The following is a 20,924-nucleotide window of genomic DNA, read 5'->3' as shown; positions in this document are numbered from 1 at the left end:
TCCGGTCAGTGTGGTGCCAGCCAGGCCATCTTGATGATGAAGCCCAGGAAGAATGCCGCCGCTACGGTGGCCAGCGTCAGCGCCAGGCGCAGGTTGCTTTTTTCCACGGGGGAGCCTCCTTTCAGCCAATCACGCGCGTGGCGCTGGCATCGAGCTTGGGCGGGGTGACGAAGGTGTGCGCGGGTGCGGGCGATGGCACTTCCCACTCCAGCCCCTCGGCCCCCTCCCAAGGGCTCTGCGGTGCCTTCGGCCCGCGTCCGCGCATGGCAGGCCAGACGATGGCCAGGAAGAAGTACACCTGCATCAGCCCAAAGCCGAGCCCGCCAATGGAGGCCACCATGTTGAAGTCGGCGAACTGCATGGGGTAGTCGGCATAGCGGCGTGGCATGCCGGCCAGCCCCAGGAAGTGCATGGGGAAGAAGGTAACGTTGAAGGTGATGAGCGAGCCCCAGAAGTGGATGCGCCCGCGCGTTTCGCTGTACATCACCCCGGTCCACTTGGGCAGCCAGTAGTAGGCGCCGGAGAAAAGGGCAAACAACGACCCCGCCACCAGCACGTAGTGGAAATGCGCCACGACGTAGTAGGTGTCTTGCAGCTGGATGTCCAGCGGCGCCATGGCCAGAATCAGCCCCGTGAAGCCGCCAATGGAGAACACGAAGATGAAGCCCACGGCGAACAGCATGGGCGTCTCGAACGTCATCGAGCCGCGCCACATGGTGGCCACCCAGTTGAACACCTTCACGCCCGTGGGCACGGAGATCAGCATGGTGGCGTACATGAAGAACAGCTGCCCCGTCACCGGCATGCCGGTGGTGAACATGTGGTGTGCCCAAACGATGAATGACAGGATCGCGATGGACGAGGTGGCATACACCATGGAGGCATAGCCAAACAGCTTCTTGCGGCTGAACACTGGCACCACCTGGCTGATGATGCCGAAGGCCGGCAGGATCATGATGTACACCTCGGGGTGGCCGAAGAACCAGAAGATGTGCTGGTACATCACCGGGTCGCCCCCGCCTGCGGCGCTGAAGAAGCTGGTGCCAAAGTGGCGGTCGGTCAGCGTCATGGTGATGGCGCCTGCCAGCACCGGCATGACGGCGATCAGCAGGTATGCGGTAATGAGCCAGGTCCAGCAGAACATGGGCATCTTCATCAGCGTCATGCCCGGCGCGCGCATGTTCAGGATGGTAACGATGATGTTGATCGCCCCCATGATGGAGCTGGCCCCGAGGATGTGCAGCGAGAAGATGGCCGCGTCCATCGACGGTCCCATCTGCAGCGACAGCGGGGCATACAAGGTCCAGCCCGCCGCTGGCGCGCCACCGGGCAGAAAAAACGAGCCCACCAGCAGCAGCGCCGCGGGCACCATGAGCCAGAAGCTGAAGTTGTTCATGCGCGCAAACGCCATGTCGGACGCGCCGATCTGCAGCGGAATCATCCAGTTCGCGAAGCCCACGAAGGCCGGCATGATGGCCCCAAACACCATGATGATGCCGTGCATGGTGGTGAGCTGGTTGAACATCTCGGGGTTGACGATCTGCAGCCCCGGCTGGAACAGCTCGGCGCGGATCAGCATGGCCAGCGCGCCGCCCACCATCAGCATGGTGAAGGCAAACAGCATGTACAGCGTGCCGATGTCCTTGTGGTTGGTGGCGTAGAGCCAGCGGCGCCAGCCCGTGGGCGTGGGGTGGTGCACATGCGCGTGGCCGTGGGTGTCCAGAACTGCGCTCATATTCGGCTCCTCGTTCTCATCGGGCCCGCTGGGCCACGACCTCGGCAGGCTGCACCAGCTGGCCGGTGCGGTTCGACCAGGCATTCTTGGTGTAGGTGACCACGGCCGCAAGGTCGGTGTCGCTCAGTGTTTTCCACGACGGCATGGCGCCATTGGCCGCGCCGCGCAGCACCACCTGCAGTTGCTTGGCATGGTCCTCGTCGCGCACGATGGCCGAGCCATCAAGCGGCTTGATGGCGCCCGCACCCTTGCCATTGGCCTGGTGGCAGGCGGCGCAATTGGCGGCATACACCTTTTCGCCGCGCGGCAGGATGTCCGCCAGCGTCCAGACCTTGGCCGGGTCGTCCTGTTTGGCAGCGGCCTTTTTCTTTTCCTCGGCCACCCAGGCGGAATAGTCCTGCGCCGACAGTACACGCACGTGGATCGGCATGTACGCATGCTCCTTGCCGCACAGCTCGGCGCATTGGCCGTAGTAGTCGCCCACGCGCTCGGCGCGGAACCAGGTGTCGCGCACGAAGCCGGGAATGGCATCTTGCTTGATGCCGAAGGCCGGCACCATGAATGAGTGGATCACGTCGTTGGCCGTGGTGATGATGCGCACCTTTTTGTCCACCGGCACCACCAGCGGGTAGTCCACCTTGAGCAGATAGTCGGCGGGCGCGTTTGCCACGTTGCCGCTGCTCGACATGGCGCGGTGGCTGCTGTCGAGCGTGGAGATGTAGGCCAACCCCTCGCCCTCGCCGCGCAGGTAGTCGTAGCCCCACTTCCACTGGTAGCCGGTGACCTTCACGGTCAGGTCGGCGTTCGTGGTGTCTTTCTGCGCCACCAGCACCTTGGTAGCGGGCAGCGCCATCAGGATGATGATGAGAAAGGGCACGATGGTCCAGGCCAGCTCCACCACCACCGACTCGTGGAAATGCGCCGCCTGCGCGCCACGCGCCTTGCGGTGCTTCCAGATGGAATAAAACATCACCGCGAACACGGCGACGAAGATCAGCGTGCAGATGACCAGCATCATCCAGTGCAGCGAATGCTGCTCCTGGGCGATGCGCGTCACGGGTGGATGGAGGTTCAACTGGCGCACTGCGGGGCCGCCCGGCAGATCCTGCACAGCATATGCGCCGCTGCTGGCCCAGGAGCCTGCCAGCAGCAGCCCAGTCGCCAGCATGTTGGAGATGGTGCTCATAAGTCCCCCGCCGGATTGCCCCTGCCCACATGCCACGGCGCCATGCCGGGAGAAGCTGCGTACGTTATGCGAAAATTGTAGCGCCCATTGCGCTAGATCATTGACAAGGGGAAATACTCGGTTTTCATTACCCCGGAATGGGGTTAAAGCGCAGGCGACTGGATGGACGACGCGCGCTAGGTCCGCTCGCGCAGCATGGCGCGCATGTCTTGCAGGGAAATCGTGCTGTTCGCCTCCACCCGCACCCGGGGCGCAGGCTTGAAGGCGTGGCCATAAACAATCTCGAAAGTGAGCGCGATCTGTCCGTCATGCTGCGGACTCGCCAGGCGCTGTGCCATGGCCTGCTCCAGCCGCGCGCGCCAGCCCCGGCCGCGCAGCCCGGCAAAGCGCTGCGGGTGCAGATTCACCCCCAGCTCGCGCAGCTCCTGCAGCGCCCGCTGCGGCGTGGCAAAGGTCAGCGTGATGCGCTCCATGTCCACCACCGGCTCGGCAAAGCCTCCCTGCACCAGCATGTCGCCCCAGTCGTGCATGTCGGTCAGCGCATGGCCGGCAGGCGGCCAGCCCAGGTCGCGGTACAGCGCATGCAGCTCGCGCACGGTGTCCGGCCCAAGGCAGGAAAACATGAGAAAGCCATCCACGGCAATGGCGCGGTGCCACTGGGCGATGAGCGCCTGCGGGTCGGCCGCCGTGTGCAGCGCCATGTTGGACCAGAGCATGTGCACGCTGGCCGCCTCGGGCAGGCCGAAGCGCGGCGCCGCCGTGCGCCAGCGCGCCCACCACTTGGCACCCAGGGCCTCGCGCGCCGCCGCCTCGCGCGCCGGGTGCTCGTACACGGCGCATGCTGCCTGCGGGTAGCGCTGCGCCACCAGGGCATGACCTTCCAGCCCCCCGCGCACCGGCTCCCAGTGGCACCAGGCGGCAGGTGCCTGGCGAATCCACTGCAGCCGCCCCTCCATGCGGCGCGCCACCTCTTCGTGCAGCCAAGGCGACGCAGCAGGGGCCGCGGACTGCCAGCGCGCGGCAGCCACGGGATCGATGGTGGGAGGAAGGTGCTCGGACATGAAGAGCTGGCGAGTATATTGAGCCCATGCCCCACCCATGGCTGCAAGGGATTTCACAGGCCCTGCGCACGGTGCCCAGCCAGTGCGCCATCTGCCATGCCTGGCCCACACAGCGCCTGTGCGACGACTGCGTGCGGCGCTTTGCCCGCCAGCGCCCACGCTGCCGCACCTGCGCCCTGGCCGTGCCCGAGGGCGTGGCGCACTGCGGCGCCTGCCTGCGCCACCCCAACGGATTGGACGCCTGCCACGCTGCCGTGGACTACGGCTACCCCTGGTCCGGCGTGCTGCAGGCGTTCAAGTTCCGCGGCGACCCGGGCTGGGCCGGCGCCCTGGCAACCCTGCTGCGCAGCACGCCCTGGGTCGAGCCGGCCCTGGAGGCCGCTGAAATGGTGCTGCCCATTCCGCTGGCACCGCAGCGCCTGCGCATGCGCGGCTTCAACCAGGCCCTGCTGCTGGCGCAGGCGCTTGCGCCCGCGCGGGTGCAGGCTGGGCTGTTACTGCGCACGCACGACGCCCCGGCCCAGAGCGGGCTGGACCGCACCCAACGCCTGCGCAACCTGGCACGCGCCTTCGCCGTGGAGCCACTGTGCGCCGCGCAACTGGCCGGGCGGCAGGTGCTGCTGGTCGATGACGTGATGACCACTGGCGCCACCCTGCAGGCCGCTGCCACCGTGCTGCGCCAGGCCGGCGCGGCGCGCGTTACCGCGCTGGTGCTGGCGCGCACACCGCAGGATTGAGAAACACCCCCTGAGTCGCCTTCAGCGCCCTCCCCCTCGCTCACGCAGCATATGGAAAGGGGACGCAGCCAGCGCGGCGGCCCTTGCGCGGCTGCCCAGCCTGGGGCGCGCCAGTTTTAAACGCTGCGGGTGGCGCGCACCCCCATGGATCACTCCAACCCGTATGCCCCGCTGCGCGGCCGCACAATACGCGGCATGTTCCACATCGTCCTGGTTGAACCCGAAATACCGCCGAACACCGGCAACGTCATCCGGCTGGCCGCCAACACGGGCTGCGCCCTGCACCTGGTCGAGCCCCTGGGCTTTTCGATGGAAGACCGCCTGCTGCGCCGCGCCGGACTGGACTACCACGAGACCGCGCGCGTGCTGCGCCACGCCGACTGGCCGAGCTTCCTGCGTGATGCACGGCCCGACCCGGCGCGCATGTTTGCCATGACCACGCACGGTGCCCAGCCGGTGCATGCCACGGCCTTCCAGCCCGGCGACTGGCTGGTCTTCGGCGCCGAGACACGCGGTCTGGCGCCCGCGCTGCGCGAGACCTTCGCGCCCGGCCAGCGCCTGCGCCTGCCCATGGTGGCGGGCCAGCGCAGCCTGAACCTGTCCAACGCCGTGGCGGTAACGGTGTTCGAGGCCTGGCGGCAAAACGGCTTCGCCATGCCAGATTAAGAACAAAAAATGCCTCTAGCGCTTTACTGGAGAGCGCTAGCAGCTATTAAAGAAGTAGCTAGCGCGTATCAGGCGCGCGCACCGTAGCTGCGCGCCAGCGACTCCGCCACGCAGGCGGGCTTGTCCGCGCCCTCGCGCTCCACGGTCACCAGCCAGGTCATCTGCAGGCCCTCGGGCTCCAGAGGCTCGGCGGCCTGCAGCGTCAGGCGGGCACGCAGGCGGCTGCCCACGGGCACGGGAGAGGTAAAACGCACCCGGTTGAGGCCATAGTTGACGCCCATGCGCGCGCCCTCAATGGCGAAAGCGGACTCGAAGAAGCGCGGAATCAGCGACAGCGTGAGAAAACCGTGCGCGATGGGCGCCCCAAACGGGCCGGAGCGTGCACGCTCGGGATCGACGTGGATCCACTGGTGGTCGCCCGTGGCCTCGGCGAACTGGTTGACCTGCTCCTGCGTGATGGTGATCCAGTCGGTCACGGCCACTTCCTGGCCTACGCTGGCGATGACTTCGGAATATGTCTGAAAGGTTTTCATGCCTTCAATGTAGCGGCGCCCCAGGCAGCGGGCATGTCGGCCGCGTGACATCCCGCGCCCCGCACAAACCCGCATGGACACGCGCCATGTCGGTAGCCTGCGGCAGCCTAAGCGTCGAGCCAGGCGGTAATGCCCTGCCACTGCTCCAGGTCGCGCGCCACGCGCCCCGGCGCCAGGTCGAACAGCGTCAGGCCGTGCGCCGCCAGGTGCACATAGTTCTGCGTGGGACGCAGCGTGCCGAGCACGGGCAGGCCCTGCTCTTCCATGAACTGCTGCAACCGGTCGGCGGCCAGGGTGCGCCGGTCCACGCGCATGCCCACCAGGCCGACCTCCAGCGCGTGGCCCTTGCGCTGGGTGGCCAGCTCGTCGAGAAAGCTGCGCGTGGAGAAGATGTCGAACACGCTGGGCTGCAGCGGTACCACGAGCTTGTCGGCGATCTTCAGCAGGTCGCCCATGCGCCAGCCGTTGAGACCGCCGGGCGTGTCGATGACGACGTGTGTGGTGCCGCGCGGCGGCTTGGCGATGAAGTCACTGTGGATGTCCCAGGTGCCGATGGGGCGCACGTTCTCGGGCCGCAGCGACAGCCACAGGCGCGAGGACTGCTGGCGGTCGGCATCGCCGAGCATCACCGCGTGCCCCTGGCTGGCCCAGTAGCCAGCGATGTTCGTCGCCAGCGTGGATTTGCCCACGCCGCCTTTGGGATTGGCCACCACGACCACCGGCATATCGACCTCCTTTGGAATTCATCCGTTCATGGCCCAAATGGCCTCCAGCGCGCGCGCAGCAAGCACCAGGCGCTATGAAAAATCAAGCATGCTCGCCGCCGCGCTTGACGAAGAACAGCCCCGCGCCCACGGCCATGAGCAGGCCGCCAAACACGCGGTTCTGCGTGCGCACGGCCTGGGCGCTGCGCAGCAGGCGGCGCATGGCGCTGGCCCCGGCAGCGTAGCCGTGCATCACCACCACATCCACGCTCAGCATGGTGACGGCCATCACCAGCAGCTGCAGCCACAGCGGACGCGCCTCGGTCATGAACTGCGGCAGCACCGCCACCATGAAGATGATGCCCTTGGGGTTGGTGGCGTTGGTCAGGAAGCCTGTGAGGCAGCGCTTTTGCCACGACCCCGCCGGCTCGGCCTGCTCGCCCAGCAGCGGCGCGGCAGCGCCGGCGCGCCACTGCATCCAGCCCAGGTAGATGAGGTAGCACGCGCCCAGCACCTTGACGAGGGAAAACGCCGTCTCTGACGCCAGCAGCAGCGAGCCCACCCCCGCCCCAGCCACCAGCAGGATGAGCAGCAGCCCCAGCTGCAGCCCCAGGATGGTGGCGCTGGTGCGGCGTACACCGAACGACAGGCCGTGGCTCATGGACAGTACCGCGCCCGACCCAGGCGAAATGGCGATCAGGCAGCAGGCAGCGAAGAAGGCGATCCAGGTGTGCAGGTCCATGGCAAAACGCAGCGCCAAACAGGCGAAGAATAGGCAAGGGCAAGATGGTATGCCAAAAGTACCCCTGGCGCCCACGGATCAGGCGCCAGCAGCTATTCAAACGATAGCATCCTGGTCAACCAATCGGGCCTGCGGCACGTTGCATGGGGGCCGGTGCCACAATGCCACCGCCCCTCCCCACCACACTCCCCATGGCCCACGCACCGACCTGGCTCACCTACGGTTTCCTGTACCTGACCGCGGCCGTGCTGGCCGTACCCATTGCACGGGCGCTGGGCCTGGGCGCCATCATCGGCTACCTGGCGGCGGGCATTGCCATTGGGCCGTGGGGGCTGGGGCTGGTGAGCGACGTGCAGAACATTCTCGAATTCTCCGAATTCGGCGTGGTGCTGATGCTGTTCCTGGTGGGGCTGGAGCTGCAGCCGCAGCGCCTGTGGAGCCTGCACCGCCCCATCCTCGGGCTGGGCAGCGCCCAGCTCGCGGGCTGCGCCGCCGTGCTGTACGGCGCCGGGTGGCTGGCGGGCCTGCCCTGGCGCGAGAGCTTGGTGGGGGCGCTGGGCCTGGCGCTGTCGTCCACGGCCATCGCGCTGCAGGTGCTGGCCGAGCGCGGGCAACTGCGCTCAGGCAGCGGCCAGGCCACGTTCTCCATCCTGCTGTTCCAGGACATCGCCGCCATCCCCATCCTGGCGCTGCTGCCGCTGCTGGGCGGCGTGGTGGATACCACCGACACGCCCCCCGAGGCCGGACACGCGCTGCTGCAGGCCCTCAAGACCGTGGGCGTGGTGGGCGCCATCGTTCTCGGCGGGCACCTGCTGCTGCGCCCGGTGCTGCGCTGGATCGCACAAAGCCGCACGCCCGAGATCTTCACCGCCGCGGCGCTGCTGCTGGTGGTGGGCATCGCCATGCTGATGGTGCAGGTGGGCCTGTCGATGGCGCTGGGCGCCTTCCTGGCCGGCGTGCTGCTGGCCGACAGCGAGTACCGGCGCGAACTGGAAAGCGACATCGAACCCTTCAAGGGCCTGCTGCTCGGCCTGTTCTTCATGGCCGTGGGCATGTCGATCGACTTCGGCGCGCTGCTGCGCGCGCCGGGGCTGATGGCGCTGCTGGTGCTGGGCTTCCTGGCGCTGAAGGCGGTGGTGATCTACGCGCTGGCCTGGGGCGCGGGCATCACGCGGCAGGAGCGCCCGATCTTCACGCTGCTGCTGGCGCAGGGGGGCGAATTTGCCTTCGTGGTGTTCCAGACCGCCGCCACCGAACAGGTGCTCACCCGTGCCACGGCCTCGCTGCTGACGGGCGCGGTGGCGCTGTCCATGCTGCTGTCGCCGCTGCTGCTGGTGCTGCTCGACCGTGTGCTGCTGCGCCGCTTCGCCGCACAGCCCGCCGCCAGCGCGGAACCCGAGCTGTCCGAGCCGCAGGAAGCGCCCGTCATCATTGCCGGCTTCGGGCGCTATGGGCAGATCGTGGCGCGCGTGCTGCTGGCGCAGGGTATTCCCACCACAGTGCTGGACCACAGCGTGGAGATGCTCGAAGCCGCGCGCACCTTCGGCTACCGCGTGCACTATGGCGACGCCACGCGGCTGAACCTGCTGCGCATCGCGGGTGCGCAGCAGGCGCGCATCCTGGTGGTGGCGGTGGATGCGCCGGAGCAGTCCCTCAAGATCGTGCAGATGGCGCGCAAGCATTTCCCCCACCTCACCATCGTGGCGCGGGCGCGCGACATCACACACTGGAACCAGCTGCGCGACCTGGGCGTGGCGCACATCGAGCGCGAGCTGTTCGAGTCCAGCCTGTGCAGCGCGCGCACCGTGCTGGAAAGCATGGGGCTGAACCGTGACGAGGCGCAGCGCGTGACGCAGCGCTTTCGCAGCCACAACACCGCGCTCATCGAGCGCATGTACCCGCACCACAAAAACCGCGAGAAATTCATCGCCGTGGCCCGGCAAGGCCGCCAGCAGCTCGTCGAGCAAATAGCCAAGGAACGCCAGGAGCAGCAGGCGCGGCAAACCCCGCCACCCGGTTGATCGCCCCGCCCGCGTGCTACGCTGCGCGCCCTATGTTCAACCCCACCCAAGCCGACGTGCGGCGTTTTTTCTGCGCCGTACATGCCAAGGCCCAGGCCAGCCAGCCGATGGAAGCCATCGAGACCCTGGCCAGCCTGTGGATTGCCGAGCACCCCGAATACCACGCCGAGCTGTCCGACCTGGACGCGGCGCTGGCGCGCAACTACGACGCCGAACCGGAGCGCACCAATCCCTTCCTGCACCTGTCGATGCACCTGTCGATCAGCGAGCAATGCAGCATTGACCAGCCGCGTGGCATCCGCCAGGCGGTGGAGCTGCTGTCGCGGCGGCTGGACTCGCTGCACGACGCGCACCACGCCGCCATGGAATGCCTGGGCCAGATGCTGTGGGAGAGCCAGCGCTCGGGCCGCCCGCCCGATGGCGACGCCTACGTGGCCGCCGTGCAGCGCCGCGCCACGCGCGACTGACCTCTAGCCCCACCCGGGCGCCGCCACGGCCTGGCGGCGCTCCTGGGGCTGTGACGCACCATCGTGCGGCACCACCAGCACGTCGCAGCGCACGCCCTGCAGCAGGCGCCGCGCTACCGCGCCCCGCAGGGTTTCGGTCAGGAGGCCACGGCGCCGGTGGCCGAGCACGATCAGGTCGGCCCCCACGCGCTCCTGCTGCACCACCAGCTGGCGTGCCAGGTCCTGCGCGCCCACGCGCAGATCCACGCGGTTGCGCCGTGCCTCGAAGGCGTCGGACAGGCGCACGCGCCACTGCTCCTGGCTACGGTAGGCCAGCGTGGCATCGCACGGCCCGCGCACCGGGCAGGCATGGAACAGCTCCACGCGCGCCGACACCTCCAGCGCCCCGGCGTAACGCAGCAGCGCGGGCACCGCGGGAGCGGCGTCGAGCGCCACCAGCACATGCCCGTATGCGCCCTGCGCAGGCTGCTGCACCACCAGCACCGGGCAGGGTGCGCGCCGCAGCAGCTGCGCCAGCACGCAAGGCCGCCACCAGGCATGCCAGCCTGATTGCATGCGCCGGTCCAGCACCAGCAGGTCGGCTTGCGCGGCGGCCTGCAGTGCGTCGGCCACCACGCCCTGCCCTGCGCCATGCAAGGCCGTGACCGGCAGGCCATGGCGGCGGCCGAGCTGGCGCGCGCGTTGCTCCAGCCGCGCCTGCGGATCGGCGAAGCGCGGGTCATGGTGCTGCGCGGCGTACAAAAGGTGCAGGCGTGCCTGGTGCGCTGCCGCCAGTTGGGCGGCGCGGTCCACGGCATGCTCGGCGGCGGTGGAAAAATCAGTCAGGGCGACAACGGTGTGCAGGCGCATCGGGAACGGTCTCCAGGCAGGGCGAGGGAAGGCGGCACCGCAGCAGGGGTGCCGAAGCGCGCGTCATCCCTGCAAAACGCCGGGCTGCAAGGGCCACGGCCCAGCCCGGCGGTGGCTGGATGACGCTCAGCTGTGGAGCGACCGCCGGGCGCGAGGGTGCGCCGCCGGTGACACCGGTGCCAAGACCCCGATGCGGCGCAGGACGCGCGCGCTGCGGGCCGCAGCAGCAGCCAGCCGCGCCATACGCACGCAAGGGGTGGAGACCAAGAAAAGCATGACCTGAACTGTAAGCCCGTACTCACTTTTTGGCCACAATACCGCACCGGACTGTGCCAGATTGCCGCCGCGCCGCGTCAGAACGTGTGAATGAATCCGGCGTGGCCGAGCAGCGCGCCACAACGCGGCCCATCAAGGCGCAAAGCGCAGCCATAGCTTGTGCTATGGCGAGCATTTGCAACGCCGAGGGGGCGTGTTTTGGCGTGATGAGCGGGCATGGCGAATTCGTTCACACGTTCTCAACGAAAGCGCGGCTCGGGCACCGTGCGCAGCCCTCCGTCGAGCGCGCCCATGTAACCGGCCAGCGCTTGGAGCTCGGCATTGGAGAACTGTTGCGCCACACCGGCCATGATGCCGTTGCTGCGGCCGATGAGGGAGGCCCGGCCCTCGCCCTTGTAGGCCTTGAGGGCGACGAACAGGTAGTCTGCGTGCTGGCCCGCAAGCTTGGGGTAGGACGGGTCCAGCGGCTGCGCAAAGTTGGCGCCGTGGCAGGCCACGCAGCCGCCTTTTTGCAGCAGCGCCGCCACCTCGGGCGTGGGAGCGGGGGTGGGCTGCGGTGCCGCAGCGCCGGCGCTTTGCTGGTAGTACGCAGCCAGATCGGCAATGTCTTGGTCGGACAGCGACTCGGCCACGCCGCGCATGGTAGGGTGCTTGCGCTCCCCCTTTTTGTAGGCATGCAAGGCCGCGGCGATGTAGCCCGCGCCCTGGCCGGAGATCATGGGCACCTGGTGCACCTGCGGGAAGGTCGCGCGGTAGCCCGGTATGCCGTGGCAGCCGATGCACTGGGCGTTCTTCTGCGCGCCCGCGCCGGCATCGCCTTGAATCTCAGCCGCATGAAGAGCGCCCGTCGCCCATGCGACCGACAAGCCAGCGAGGATGGTCCAGGTTTTGGTCATTTTGCGCGCACAATCAGGTGGATCGGTTGCCCTGGCAAAAGCCGTCGGCAATTGCCAAAGACGCTTGTCAAGCACTTTTATCAATATTCCACCCGTTGCGCAATCCATGAAATTCCAAGGTTCCCAGAATTACGTTGCCACCCAGGATTTGATGCTGGCCGTGAACGCGGCCATCAAGCTGCAGCGCCCATTGCTGGTCAAGGGCGAGCCCGGTACGGGCAAGACCATGCTGGCCGAGGAAGTGGCGCAGGCGCTCGGCATGCCGCTGCTGCAGTGGCATATCAAGTCCACCACCAAGGCGCAGCAGGGCCTGTACGAATACGACGCGGTGAGCCGCCTGCGCGATTCGCAGCTGGGCGACGAAAAGGTCAAGGACATCCAGAACTACATCGTCAAAGGCGTGCTGTGGCAGGCCTTCACCGCCGACCAGCCGGTGGCACTGCTGATCGACGAAATCGACAAGGCCGACATCGAATTCCCCAACGACCTGCTGCGTGAACTCGACCGCATGGAGTTCTACTGCTACGAGACGCGCGAGATGGTCCGCGCCAAGCACCGTCCGCTGGTGTTCATCACCTCGAACAACGAAAAGGAACTGCCCGACGCCTTCCTGCGCCGCTGCTTCTTCCACTACATCAAGTTCCCCGAGGCCGAGACGATGAAGAAGATCGTCGACGTGCACTTCCCCACGCTCAAGAGCGAGCTGCTCACCGTGGCGATGAAGAACTTCTACGACATCCGCAATCTGCCGGGCCTGAAGAAAAAGCCCTCGACCAGCGAGCTCATCGACTGGCTCAAGCTGCTTCTGGCCGAAGAGATTCCGCTCGAAGCGCTGCAAAGCGCCGACAACAAGGTGGCCGTGCCGCCGCTGGTGGGCGCGCTGCTGAAGAACGAGCAGGACGTGAGCCTGTTCGAGAAGCTGGTATTCATGAACCAGCGCAACCGCTGACCACATGCGAAAGAACCTGCCATGACAAGCACCCGGCAACTGCTGCTGGAGGGCGTGACCGACGCCGCGGGCTTCCTGGGCGGCGCCCTGGCGGGCTATGGCATTGGCCGCATGCTGGGGCTGGACATCTTCACCGAGGGCTACGACAGCTCCAGCATCACGGGCATCGTGCTGGTGGGCCTGGGCTGCGGCCTGGGGCGGCACCTGGCGCGCCGCGTGCGCGGCGCCTTCACTACCAACAACAAGGAGTCTTGAGCATGGCTTTCGTGGAACCCGTCACCCTGCGCGCCAACGGCGTACGCCTGGAGCCGCTGGAACTCGAACACGAAGCGGGCCTGGCCGCCGCCGCCGCCGATGGCGAGCTGTGGCGCCTGCGCATCACCTCGGTGCCCACGCCGCAGGAAACGCGCGCCTACATCGAGACCGCGCTGCAGATGCGCGCCGAGGGCCATCGCTTCGCCTTCGCCGTGATCGAGGACACCACGGACCGCGTACTCGGCTCCACCAGCTTCCATGACATCCTGCCCGCCGTGCGCCGCGTCGAGATCGGCTACACCTGGTACGCCCTGAGTGCCCAGCGCACCCATGTGAACACCACGGCCAAGCTGCTGATGATGGGCCACGCCTTCGACACGCTGGGCTGCCACGTGGTGGGCTGGCGCACGGACAACTTCAACTTCGCCAGCCAGCGCGCCATCGAGCGCCTGGGCGCCACGAAAGACGGCGTCATCCGCGGCCACGCGCTGCGCCGCGACGGCACCATCCGCGACACCGTGATGTACAGCATGCGCAGCGGCGAATGGCCCGAGGCGCGTGCTCAGCTGCTATACCTTCAGGAGCTTGCAGCGCTTGCTGGATAAGCCCTGAAGGCCAAAAACATGCATAAACCATGCTGATCGACTTTTTCTACACCCTGCGTGCAGCCAAGCTGCCCGTCTCGGTCAAGGAGTTCCTCTCGCTGCTCGAAGCCTTGCAGGCAGGCGTGGTCGGCCCCCAGTCCGACGACGCCTGGAGCCTGGACGACTTCTACTACCTGGCGCGCACCGCGCTGGTGAAGGACGAAAAGCACTTCGACAAGTTCGACCGCGCCTTCGCCGCCTACTTCAAGGGGGTGGAGCTGGTGGCCGACTTCACCAAGGAAATCCCCGCCGACTGGCTGCGCAAGATGCTGGAGCGCGAGCTGACGCCCGAGCAGAAGGCCGCCATCGAGAAGATGGGCTGGGACGAGCTGATGGAGACGCTCAAGAAGCGCCTGGAAGAGCAAAAAGGCCGCCACGAGGGCGGCAACAAGTGGATCGGCACGGGCGGCACCAGCCCCTTTGGCCATGGCGGCTACAACCCGCAGGGCGTACGCATCGGCGGCGCCAGCAAGAACCGCAGCGCCGTGAAGGTGTGGGAGCAGCGCGCCTACCGCGACTACGACGACACCCAGGAGCTGGGCACGCGCAACATCAAGGTGGCGCTGCGCCGCCTGCGCAAGTTTGCGCGCGAGGGGCACGAGCTCGAGCTGGACCTGCCGGACACCATCCGCGCCACCGCGGCCAACGCAGGCTACCTGGACATCAAGATGGTGCCCGAGCGCCACAACAACGTGAAGGTGCTGCTGCTGATGGACGTGGGCGGCACGATGGACGACCACATCCAGCGCGTGGAGGAGCTCTTTTCCGCCGTCAAGAGCGAGTTCAAGCACCTGGAGTTCTACTACTTCCACAACTGCGTCTACGACTTCATGTGGAAGAACAACCGCCGCCGCTTTGCCGAGAAGTTCCCGACCTGGGACATCATCCGCAAGTACAACAAGGACTACAAGCTGATCTTCGTGGGCGACGCCACCATGAGCCCGTACGAGATCCTGCAGCCCGGCGGCAGCGTGGAATACAACAACGAGGAGCCTGGTGCCGAGTGGCTGCAGCGCCTCACCCACGCCTTTCCCAAGTTCGCCTGGATCAACCCCGAGCCGCAGGGCGTGTGGCAGTACCGCCAGAGCATTGGCATCATCCAGCAGCTCATGGGCCAGCGCATGTACCCTTTGTCACTCAAGGGCCTCGAAGAAACCATGCGGCTTTTGTCAAAATAGCGCCCATGCCACGTTCGCGCCCAACGCCGACCTTCCGGTCGGCGTTGCACTTTCTGCAGCGCCCCTTGCTGCCGCTGCTCACCGCCAGCCTGCTTCTCGGCGGCTGCAGCCTGCTGCCGGGCGCACCACAAGAAGAAGCCCCCGCAGCCGCCAGCGCCCCGCCCGCCGATGAAGCGCCGGCCTTCACGCTGCAGGTGCAGGCACCCGACGGCCTGCGCGAGCTGCTGGAGCAGAACATGGAGCTGCGCCGCTACACCCGCCTGGGCGACCTGCAGCCGAGCGAACTCTCGCGCTTGCTGGTGGCCGCCGAGGCCGACGTGCGCACGCTGCTGGGCACCCAGGGCTACTTCAGCCCCGACATCACCATCGAAAGCCGCACCGCCCCCGCGGGTAGCCACGCCCCGCGCACCGTGCAGGTGGCCGTGGAGCCTGGACCGCAAACCACGGTGGCCAGCGCGCACATCGGTTTCACCGGCAGCGGCGCGCAGGCCGACGAGTTCAGCCGCCGCCAGTCGCGCGTGGAGCGCAGCTGGGCGCTGCCGCCTGGCCAGACGTTCACCCAGAGCGCCTGGGACAACGCCAAGACCCAGGGGCTGCGCCGCCTGCAGGAGCGCGACTACCCCACGGCACGGCTGGCCGACAGCCGTGCCGACATCGACCCCGACACCGCCCAGGCGGCCCTGGACGTGACCTACGACACCGGCCCGGCCTACCGTTTTGGCCCGCTGCAACTGCGCGGCAACGAGCGCTACGACCCCGACGGCGCGCGCCGCATTGCCCGGCTGCCCACGGGCGCCGGCTACTCCGAGGCCGAGCTGCTCGACGCCCAGCAGCGCCTGGCCAGCAGCGGCTATTACGACACCGTGTTCCTCACGCTCGACACCGAGAACGGCCCGCCCGAGGCCACGCCCGTCATCGCCCAGGTGAGCGAGGCCAAGCTGCACAAGCTGGTGTTCGGCGCCGGCATTTCCACCGACAGCGGTGCGCGCCTGTCGGCCAACCACATCAACAACCGCCTGCCCTGGCTCGGCTGGCGTGCCACCACCAAGGCCGCGCTGGACCGCGAAACCCAGTCGCTCGACAGCGAATGGGTCTCGCTGCCCGACGACGACAGCTGGCGCTGGTTCGGCGCCGGCCAGGTCAAGCGCGAAGTCATGGGCAGCTACGACGTGAACAGCGTGCAGCTGCGCGGTGGCACCAGCCAGACCCTGGGCCACATTGACCGCAACTACTACCTGCAGTACGACAGTGCCACGCCCCACGGCATCGACGCGCCCGACTCCAGCGGCGCGCTGAGCGCCAACTTCGGCTGGACCGCGCGCTACTTCAACAACAACAACAGCCCCACGCGCGGCTACGGCCTGGGCCTGGAGCTGGGCGTGGGCACCACGCTGCGCAATCAGCGCAACCCCTTCGTGCGCACGCGGGTGCGCTGGCAGTCGTTCATTCCACTGGGCAAGGTGGCCGTGGGCAGCGGTGCCGACAGCAGCGCCGTGCAGCGCAACGCCCGCCTGGCCCTGCGCGCCGAGGGCGGCGCGGTGCTGGCGCGCGCCGATGCGGCCGTGCCCGCCAGCCAGCTGTTCATTACCGGCGGCGACACCACGGTGCGCGGCTACGGCTACCGCGCCATTGGCGCGGCCACCAGCAGCGGCACGCTCTACGGCGGGCGCTACATGGGCGTGGCCAGCGCCGAGTGGCAGCGCCCTATCGCCATCCGGGGCGACCTGACGCACTGGGAGAGCGCCGTGTTCATCGACGCCGGCGCCGTGACCGACGACCTGGGCAGTATCCAGGCCAAGGTCGGCGTGGGTGCGGGCCTGCGCTGGAACAGTCCCGTGGGCCCGTTGCAGACCGACCTGGCCTGGGGCGTGCAGGACAAGCGCCTGCGCCTGCACCTGCGCCTGGGTTTCAACTTTTAAGCCAAATTGGCTTCTAACGCTTATGCAGCAAGCGCCAGAAGCTCCTTTTTTTGAAGCATGACGAAAGCGCCACCCCCTTCCCCCCCGCGCGCACGGCGCGTCGCCCGCGCCCTGGCCTGGCTGGCGGGCAGCCTGCTCGGCCTGGCGCTGCTCGCGCTGGGCGGCGCCTGGTGGTGGCTCGGCAGCGCCGATTCGCTCGCCACGGCGCTGCAGCGCGCGGCACAGTACCTGCCCGCAGGCCAGCAGCTGGAGAGCCGCGAGGTCACCGGCTCGCTGCGCGCGGGCGGGCGCATCGGCTGGCTGCGCTGGAGCAGCCCGACGCTCGCTGTCGAGGTGCGCGACGCCACGCTGGGCTGGCGCCTGCGCCCGCTGCTGCAGCGCACGCTGCAATTGGGCGAGCTCTCTGCCGCCAGCGTGCAGCTCACGCCCCTGGGTCCGCCCAGCACCGAGCCGCCGCAGCCCCTGGCCGGGCTGGCGCTGCCGCTGCGCATCACCCTGCCCGCCCTGCGCATCGACGAACTGACCTGGGCCGCCGCCACGCCCGTGGTGCTGCGCCACATCGAGGCCAGCTACCGCTACGACGGCCGCCAGCACCACGCCACGCTGGCGCGGCTGGAACTGGCGCAAGGCCGCTACAGCGCCAACGCCACGCTGGACGGTACCGCGCCCATGCAGCTCGATGCCACGCTGCAAGGCCAGATCGACACCACGCATCCCGCCCACACCGACGAGGCGCTGCGCATCGCAGCCCAGGCCCGCATTCAGGGGCGGCTGGACGGTGCCGATGCGCTGCTGCAGGTGCAGGCCGAATTGCAGCCCGACGCCAGCACCACCCCGCTGTCCGGCGTGCGCGCCCGCGTGCTGGCCAGCGTCGCCCCCTGGGCAGCGCAGCCGCTGCACAAGGCCGAGGGCCACTTGGCCAACGTGGACCTGGCCGCGCTATGGCCCCAGGCTCCAGCCACGCAGCTCAGCGGCGACTTCAGCGCGGGGCAAGACAGAGACGGCTGGCAGGCGGGCGCCCAGATCACCAACGGCCAGCCCGGCCCCTGGGACACCCAGCGCCTGCCGCTGGCCGCCCTCGCCGCGCAGGCACGCTTCGACGGCACGCACTGGGACCTTGCCAGCGCCGAGGCCCGCCTGGGTGACGGCCGTATCACCCTGCAAGGCCGCTACACGCCCGCCACGCAGACCGTGGAGGGCCAGGCCGAGGTGCACGGCCTGCGCCCCAGCGACCTCTACAGCACCCTGGACCGCCAGCCCGTGCAAGGCCACCTGAGCGCGCGCCAGGGCAGCGATGCGGCCGTGCAGTTCCACATCGACCTGCGGGGCGAGAAAACCGCGCGCGCCGCCGACACCCTGCGCATCGACCAGGTGCGCGCCGAGGGCCGCTGGCACGCCCCGGTGCTGCAGTTGCAGCAGCTGCAGGTACAGGCCCTGCAGGCCCAGGCCGAGGGCCGCAACCTGCGCATCGACACTGCCGCGCGCGCCTTCGACGGCACCCTGCAGCTCACCGTACCCGGCGCCAGCGCCCAGGTGCAGGGCCGCCTGGGGCCGCGCGCCGGCACGGGCGAGGCGCGCGTGCAGCTCGACACGCCGCAGCGCACGCGCGACTGGCTGGCCGCCCTGCCCGGCCTGGGAACGCTACTGCCCGGCGCGCGCCTGCAAGGCCAGGCCCGCCTGGACGCGCGCTGGAGCGGCGGCTGGGAGGGCCTGCAGCGCCAGTTGCACAGCGCCGGCCTGGTCGCCACGCCGCCCGAAGCAGGCGCCCCAAGCGCCTTCACGCTGCAGGCTGAACTGGCCGCCCCACAGCTCACGCTGGCCCAGCCTGCCAGCGCCGGCCAGGGCGCCATTGACCTGCAGCTGCAAGACCTGCGCGCCCAGCTCTCGGGCTCGCTGCCCCAGCTGCAAGCCAGCCTCGATGGCCGCGTGCGCAGCGGCGCGCAGCAGCTGCAGCTGCGCGCCCGCGCCCAGGGTGGGCACCAGGGCGCCGGCGCCTGGGGACTGCAGCTGAGCGAATTCCAGGCCCAGGCACGCGACGGCAACCGGCCCGGCCCCTGGGCTGTGCAGCTGGCCCAGCCGCTGGCGCTGACGCTGCGCCAGCACCCGCGCACCGGCCTGGCGCTGGAGGCCTCGGCCGGAGAGGCCCGGATTACCGGCCCGCTGCCCGGCCAGGCCCAGCTGCAGTGGCAGGCCGCGCAGTGGAGCCAGACCCCGCAGGGCGCCATGCGCCTGCAAACACGCGGCGCGCTGCGCGACCTGCCCCTGGCCTGGGCCGATGCCTTCGACACGCGCCAGCCCGCACTGCTGGAGCGCACCGGCCTGGCCGGCGACGTGGTGCTCGAAGGCAGCTGGGACGTGCAGGCTCTGGACACCCTGCGCGCCCGCGCCACGCTGCGCCGCGCCAGCGGCGAGCTGCGTCTGCTGGCCATCGACAGCGCCGGCACGACCACCGTGCGCAGCAGCGGCAATGCGCCTGCCACGCTGGGCAAGCAGGCGGGCGCGGCAGCGGGCCTGCAGGCAGCACAGATAGAGCTGGAGCTCCAGGGCGAGCGCCTGCGCGCCGCCGTGCTGTGGGACAGCGCACGCGCCGGGCGCCTGCAGGCCGAGGGCAGCAGCACCCTGCAAATCCCCGCCGGGCGCTGGAGCGAGACACGCTGGCCCGAGAACGCCCCGCTCGCCGCCAGAGTGAAGGCCCAGTTGCCGGAGCTGGGGGTGTGGTCGGCCATGGCGCCACCCGGCTGGCGCGTGCAGGGCACGCTGGACGCCGACGTGCAGCTGTCGGGTACGCGCGCCGATCCGCGCTGGCACGGGCAGCTGGGGGCCGAACAGTTCGCACTGCGCTCGGTCATCGACGGCGTGGATCTGAAGGACGGCCGCCTGCGCGCCACGCTCGATGGCACGCAGCTCACCATCGACGAGCTGCGCGTGGCCGGTGGCAAGGGCAACGCCGCGCGCATCCTGGGGCGCAGCGGCAACCGCACCGAGGCACCGCAGGACGGCGGCCTGCTCACCGCCAGCGGCGTGGTGCAATGGCGCCCGCCTGCCGCCGGCGCCAGCGCGGCCGAGGGCATCAGCATGGACCTGCGCGCCCAGGCCGAGCGCCTGCAGGTGCAGGTGCGCGCCGACCGGCAAGTCAGCATCTCAGGCCCGCTGCAGGCGCGGCTGGCGCAGGGCCAGTTCACGCTGCGCGGCCAGCTCACCGCCGACCGTGCCGCCATCCTCCTGCCCGACAGCAGCGCCCCGCGCCTGGGCAACGACGTGGTGGTACGCAGCCGTGCGCGCCCCGACAGCCCAGCGGCCACCCCGGAAAGCGGCCCCCGCGTGCAGGCAGCGCGTCCGCCCGACATTGCCGTCACCCTGAACCTGGGCGACGACTTCGCCCTACAAGGCCAAGGCATCACCACGCGGCTGACCGGCACGCTGGAGATTCGCGCCAGCGCCGCCACCGGCGGCCAGCCGCGCGTGACCGGCGAGATCCGCACTGAGGAAGGCCGCTACCGCGCCTGGGGCCAGGCACTGGACGTGGAGAGCGGCCTGGTGCGCTTCAACGGTCCGTACGACAACCCGGCGCTCGACATCCTGGCCATCCGCCCCAACATCTCGGTGCGCGCAGGGGTGCAGGTCACCGGCTCGGCCCAGGCGCCACGCGTGCGCCTGTATGCCGATCCGGAGCTGCCCGATGCCGAAAAGCTCTCATGGGTGGTGCTGGGCCACAGCGCCGCCAGCGGTGGCAGCGAAGCCGCTTTGCTGCAGCAGGCGGCGCTCGCCGTGCTGGGCCGCCAGGGCGGGGGCACGGGCGGCCTCTCGCGCAGCCTGGGGCTGGACGAAATCGGCATCAAGGGCCCGCGCCAGGGCGAAGACGCCAGCGCCGCCGCGCTGACCCTGGGCAAGCGCATTTCGTCTGCGCTGTACGTGACCTACGAACACAGCCTCTCGGGCACGCTCGGCACGCTGTACGTGTTCTACGATCTCTCGCGCCGTCTCACGCTGCGCGGGCAGACAGGGCTGGTGAGCGCGCTCGATTTGGTCTACACGGTGCGCTACGACTGAGGGCAAAAATGCCCTACAAGGCTCTATAGGCAAGCGCAAGCAGCTATCAAAAGCAG

19 protein-coding genes are annotated in these 20,924 nt (G+C 68.9%); 10 read left to right on the top strand and 9 right to left on the bottom strand.

Translation table 11 applies throughout. The features are described from left to right. Positions 1-5 precede the first annotated feature (5 nt). The 4 genes from BN2503_RS20845 to BN2503_RS04925 form a co-directional block, all read right to left on the bottom strand. Positions 6-107, bottom strand: coding sequence for a cytochrome oxidase small assembly protein (locus BN2503_RS20845; protein ID WP_217647512.1), 102 nt, complete (start codon positions 105-107; stop codon positions 6-8). Between the two features lie 14 nt (positions 108-121). Next, the gene (gene ctaD / locus BN2503_RS04935; RefSeq protein ID WP_054255531.1) at positions 122-1,735 is read right to left on the bottom strand and encodes a cytochrome c oxidase subunit I; all 1,614 of its coding nucleotides are present in this window, start codon (positions 1,733-1,735) and stop codon (positions 122-124) included. 16 nt (positions 1,736-1,751) lie between these two features. Further along, the gene (gene coxB / locus BN2503_RS04930) at positions 1,752-2,921 is read right to left on the bottom strand and encodes a cytochrome c oxidase subunit II (protein ID WP_054255530.1); all 1,170 of its coding nucleotides are present in this window, start codon (positions 2,919-2,921) and stop codon (positions 1,752-1,754) included. 176 nt (positions 2,922-3,097) lie between these two features. Next, on the bottom strand, positions 3,098-3,982 hold the full coding sequence (locus BN2503_RS04925; RefSeq protein WP_054255529.1) for a class I SAM-dependent methyltransferase: 885 nt from the start codon (positions 3,980-3,982) through the stop codon (positions 3,098-3,100). Between the two features lie 26 nt (positions 3,983-4,008). Between BN2503_RS04925 and BN2503_RS04920 the strand changes: the two genes are divergently transcribed. Both BN2503_RS04920 and BN2503_RS04915 read left to right on the top strand, forming a co-directional pair. Next, positions 4,009-4,719: a ComF family protein gene (locus BN2503_RS04920; RefSeq protein WP_054255528.1), complete on the top strand. Its 711-nt coding sequence runs from the start codon at positions 4,009-4,011 to the stop codon at positions 4,717-4,719. Between the two features lie 195 nt (positions 4,720-4,914). Next, positions 4,915-5,385, top strand: a complete 471-nt coding sequence (locus tag BN2503_RS04915) for a tRNA (cytidine(34)-2'-O)-methyltransferase (protein WP_054255620.1) — start codon at positions 4,915-4,917, stop codon at positions 5,383-5,385. A gap of 68 nt (positions 5,386-5,453) precedes the next feature. On the opposite strand, the gene BN2503_RS04910 is transcribed toward BN2503_RS04915, so the two are convergent. The 3 genes from BN2503_RS04910 to BN2503_RS04900 form a co-directional block, all read right to left on the bottom strand. Further along, positions 5,454-5,918 (bottom strand): MaoC family dehydratase, encoded by a 465-nt coding sequence (locus BN2503_RS04910; protein ID WP_054255619.1) that lies wholly within the window; start codon positions 5,916-5,918, stop codon positions 5,454-5,456. 107 nt (positions 5,919-6,025) lie between these two features. Next, positions 6,026-6,643: a nucleotide-binding protein gene (locus BN2503_RS04905; RefSeq protein WP_054255527.1), complete on the bottom strand. Its 618-nt coding sequence runs from the start codon at positions 6,641-6,643 to the stop codon at positions 6,026-6,028. A gap of 82 nt (positions 6,644-6,725) precedes the next feature. After that, positions 6,726-7,364 (bottom strand): LysE family translocator, encoded by a 639-nt coding sequence (locus tag BN2503_RS04900; RefSeq protein ID WP_054255618.1) that lies wholly within the window; start codon positions 7,362-7,364, stop codon positions 6,726-6,728. Positions 7,365-7,555: 191 nt separating this feature from the next. Between BN2503_RS04900 and kefC the strand changes: the two genes are divergently transcribed. Then, positions 7,556-9,385: a glutathione-regulated potassium-efflux system protein KefC gene (gene kefC, locus BN2503_RS04895; RefSeq protein ID WP_054255526.1), complete on the top strand. Its 1,830-nt coding sequence runs from the start codon at positions 7,556-7,558 to the stop codon at positions 9,383-9,385. 32 nt (positions 9,386-9,417) lie between these two features. Continuing rightward, positions 9,418-9,852 carry a DUF1841 family protein gene (locus BN2503_RS04890; protein WP_054255525.1) on the top strand — a complete coding sequence of 145 codons (435 nt, stop codon included), beginning with the start codon at positions 9,418-9,420 and terminating at the stop codon, positions 9,850-9,852. 3 nt (positions 9,853-9,855) lie between these two features. Here the strand turns inward: BN2503_RS04890 and BN2503_RS04885 are convergent, their stop codons facing one another. Together BN2503_RS04885 and BN2503_RS04880 are read right to left on the bottom strand one after the other, a co-directional pair. Further along, positions 9,856-10,701, bottom strand: coding sequence for a universal stress protein (locus BN2503_RS04885; protein ID WP_074930001.1), 846 nt, complete (start codon positions 10,699-10,701; stop codon positions 9,856-9,858). Positions 10,702-11,216: 515 nt separating this feature from the next. Next, positions 11,217-11,873, bottom strand: coding sequence for a c-type cytochrome (locus tag BN2503_RS04880; RefSeq protein ID WP_054255524.1), 657 nt, complete (start codon positions 11,871-11,873; stop codon positions 11,217-11,219). 106 nt (positions 11,874-11,979) lie between these two features. On the opposite strand from BN2503_RS04880, the gene BN2503_RS04875 reads away from it, so the two are divergent. Genes BN2503_RS04875 through BN2503_RS04850 form a run of 6 tightly spaced genes read left to right on the top strand, consistent with a single transcriptional unit; the run spans position 11,980 to position 20,868 of the window. Further along, positions 11,980-12,822 (top strand): AAA family ATPase, encoded by an 843-nt coding sequence (locus BN2503_RS04875; RefSeq protein ID WP_054255523.1) that lies wholly within the window; start codon positions 11,980-11,982, stop codon positions 12,820-12,822. 21 nt (positions 12,823-12,843) lie between these two features. Beyond that, entirely contained in the window at positions 12,844-13,077 is a 234-nt protein-coding gene (locus BN2503_RS04870) for a hypothetical protein (RefSeq protein WP_054255522.1), read from the top strand. Positions 13,078-13,079: 2 nt separating this feature from the next. After that, entirely contained in the window at positions 13,080-13,682 is a 603-nt protein-coding gene (locus BN2503_RS04865; protein WP_054255521.1) for a GNAT family N-acetyltransferase, read from the top strand. Between the two features lie 29 nt (positions 13,683-13,711). Then, on the top strand, positions 13,712-14,899 hold the full coding sequence (locus BN2503_RS04860) for a vWA domain-containing protein (RefSeq protein ID WP_054255520.1): 1,188 nt from the start codon (positions 13,712-13,714) through the stop codon (positions 14,897-14,899). 5 nt (positions 14,900-14,904) lie between these two features. Next, entirely contained in the window at positions 14,905-16,818 is a 1,914-nt protein-coding gene (locus BN2503_RS04855; protein WP_082366497.1) for an autotransporter assembly complex protein TamA, read from the top strand. A gap of 57 nt (positions 16,819-16,875) precedes the next feature. Beyond that, entirely contained in the window at positions 16,876-20,868 is a 3,993-nt protein-coding gene (locus BN2503_RS04850) for a translocation/assembly module TamB domain-containing protein (protein WP_054255518.1), read from the top strand. The last annotated feature ends 56 nt before the right edge of the window (positions 20,869-20,924 follow it).

The sequence above is a fragment of the Paenacidovorax caeni genome, from assembly GCF_001298675.1.
GTDB lineage: Bacteria > Pseudomonadota > Gammaproteobacteria > Burkholderiales > Burkholderiaceae_C > Paenacidovorax > Paenacidovorax caeni.
Note: the sequence above shows the minus strand (reverse complement) of the source record. Positions and strands in the feature narration are given on the sequence as shown.

Bases quoted from the DNA above. Each gene is read 5' to 3' on its own strand.
- BN2503_RS04880 (WP_054255524.1), bottom strand. From the start codon at position 11,873: ATGACCAAAACCTGGACCATCCTCGCTGGCTTGTCGGTCGCATGGGCG.
- BN2503_RS04890 (WP_054255525.1), top strand. From the start codon at position 9,418: ATGTTCAACCCCACCCAAGCCGACGTGCGGCGTTTTTTCTGCGCCGTA.
- BN2503_RS04915 (WP_054255620.1), top strand. From the start codon at position 4,915: ATGTTCCACATCGTCCTGGTTGAACCCGAAATACCGCCGAACACCGGC.
- BN2503_RS04905 (WP_054255527.1), bottom strand. From the start codon at position 6,643: ATGCCGGTGGTCGTGGTGGCCAATCCCAAAGGCGGCGTGGGCAAATCC.
- BN2503_RS04865 (WP_054255521.1), top strand. From the start codon at position 13,080: ATGGCTTTCGTGGAACCCGTCACCCTGCGCGCCAACGGCGTACGCCTG.
- BN2503_RS04885 (WP_074930001.1), bottom strand. From the start codon at position 10,701: ATGCGCCTGCACACCGTTGTCGCCCTGACTGATTTTTCCACCGCCGCC.
- BN2503_RS04855 (WP_082366497.1), top strand. From the start codon at position 14,905: ATGCCACGTTCGCGCCCAACGCCGACCTTCCGGTCGGCGTTGCACTTT.
- BN2503_RS04900 (WP_054255618.1), bottom strand. From the start codon at position 7,364: ATGGACCTGCACACCTGGATCGCCTTCTTCGCTGCCTGCTGCCTGATC.
- coxB (WP_054255530.1), bottom strand. From the start codon at position 2,921: ATGAGCACCATCTCCAACATGCTGGCGACTGGGCTGCTGCTGGCAGGC.
- BN2503_RS04910 (WP_054255619.1), bottom strand. From the start codon at position 5,918: ATGAAAACCTTTCAGACATATTCCGAAGTCATCGCCAGCGTAGGCCAG.
- kefC (WP_054255526.1), top strand. From the start codon at position 7,556: ATGGCCCACGCACCGACCTGGCTCACCTACGGTTTCCTGTACCTGACC.
- BN2503_RS04920 (WP_054255528.1), top strand. From the start codon at position 4,009: ATGCCCCACCCATGGCTGCAAGGGATTTCACAGGCCCTGCGCACGGTG.
- ctaD (WP_054255531.1), bottom strand. From the start codon at position 1,735: ATGAGCGCAGTTCTGGACACCCACGGCCACGCGCATGTGCACCACCCC.
- BN2503_RS04925 (WP_054255529.1), bottom strand. From the start codon at position 3,982: ATGTCCGAGCACCTTCCTCCCACCATCGATCCCGTGGCTGCCGCGCGC.
- BN2503_RS04875 (WP_054255523.1), top strand. From the start codon at position 11,980: ATGAAATTCCAAGGTTCCCAGAATTACGTTGCCACCCAGGATTTGATG.
- BN2503_RS04850 (WP_054255518.1), top strand. From the start codon at position 16,876: ATGACGAAAGCGCCACCCCCTTCCCCCCCGCGCGCACGGCGCGTCGCC.
- BN2503_RS04870 (WP_054255522.1), top strand. From the start codon at position 12,844: ATGACAAGCACCCGGCAACTGCTGCTGGAGGGCGTGACCGACGCCGCG.
- BN2503_RS04860 (WP_054255520.1), top strand. From the start codon at position 13,712: ATGCTGATCGACTTTTTCTACACCCTGCGTGCAGCCAAGCTGCCCGTC.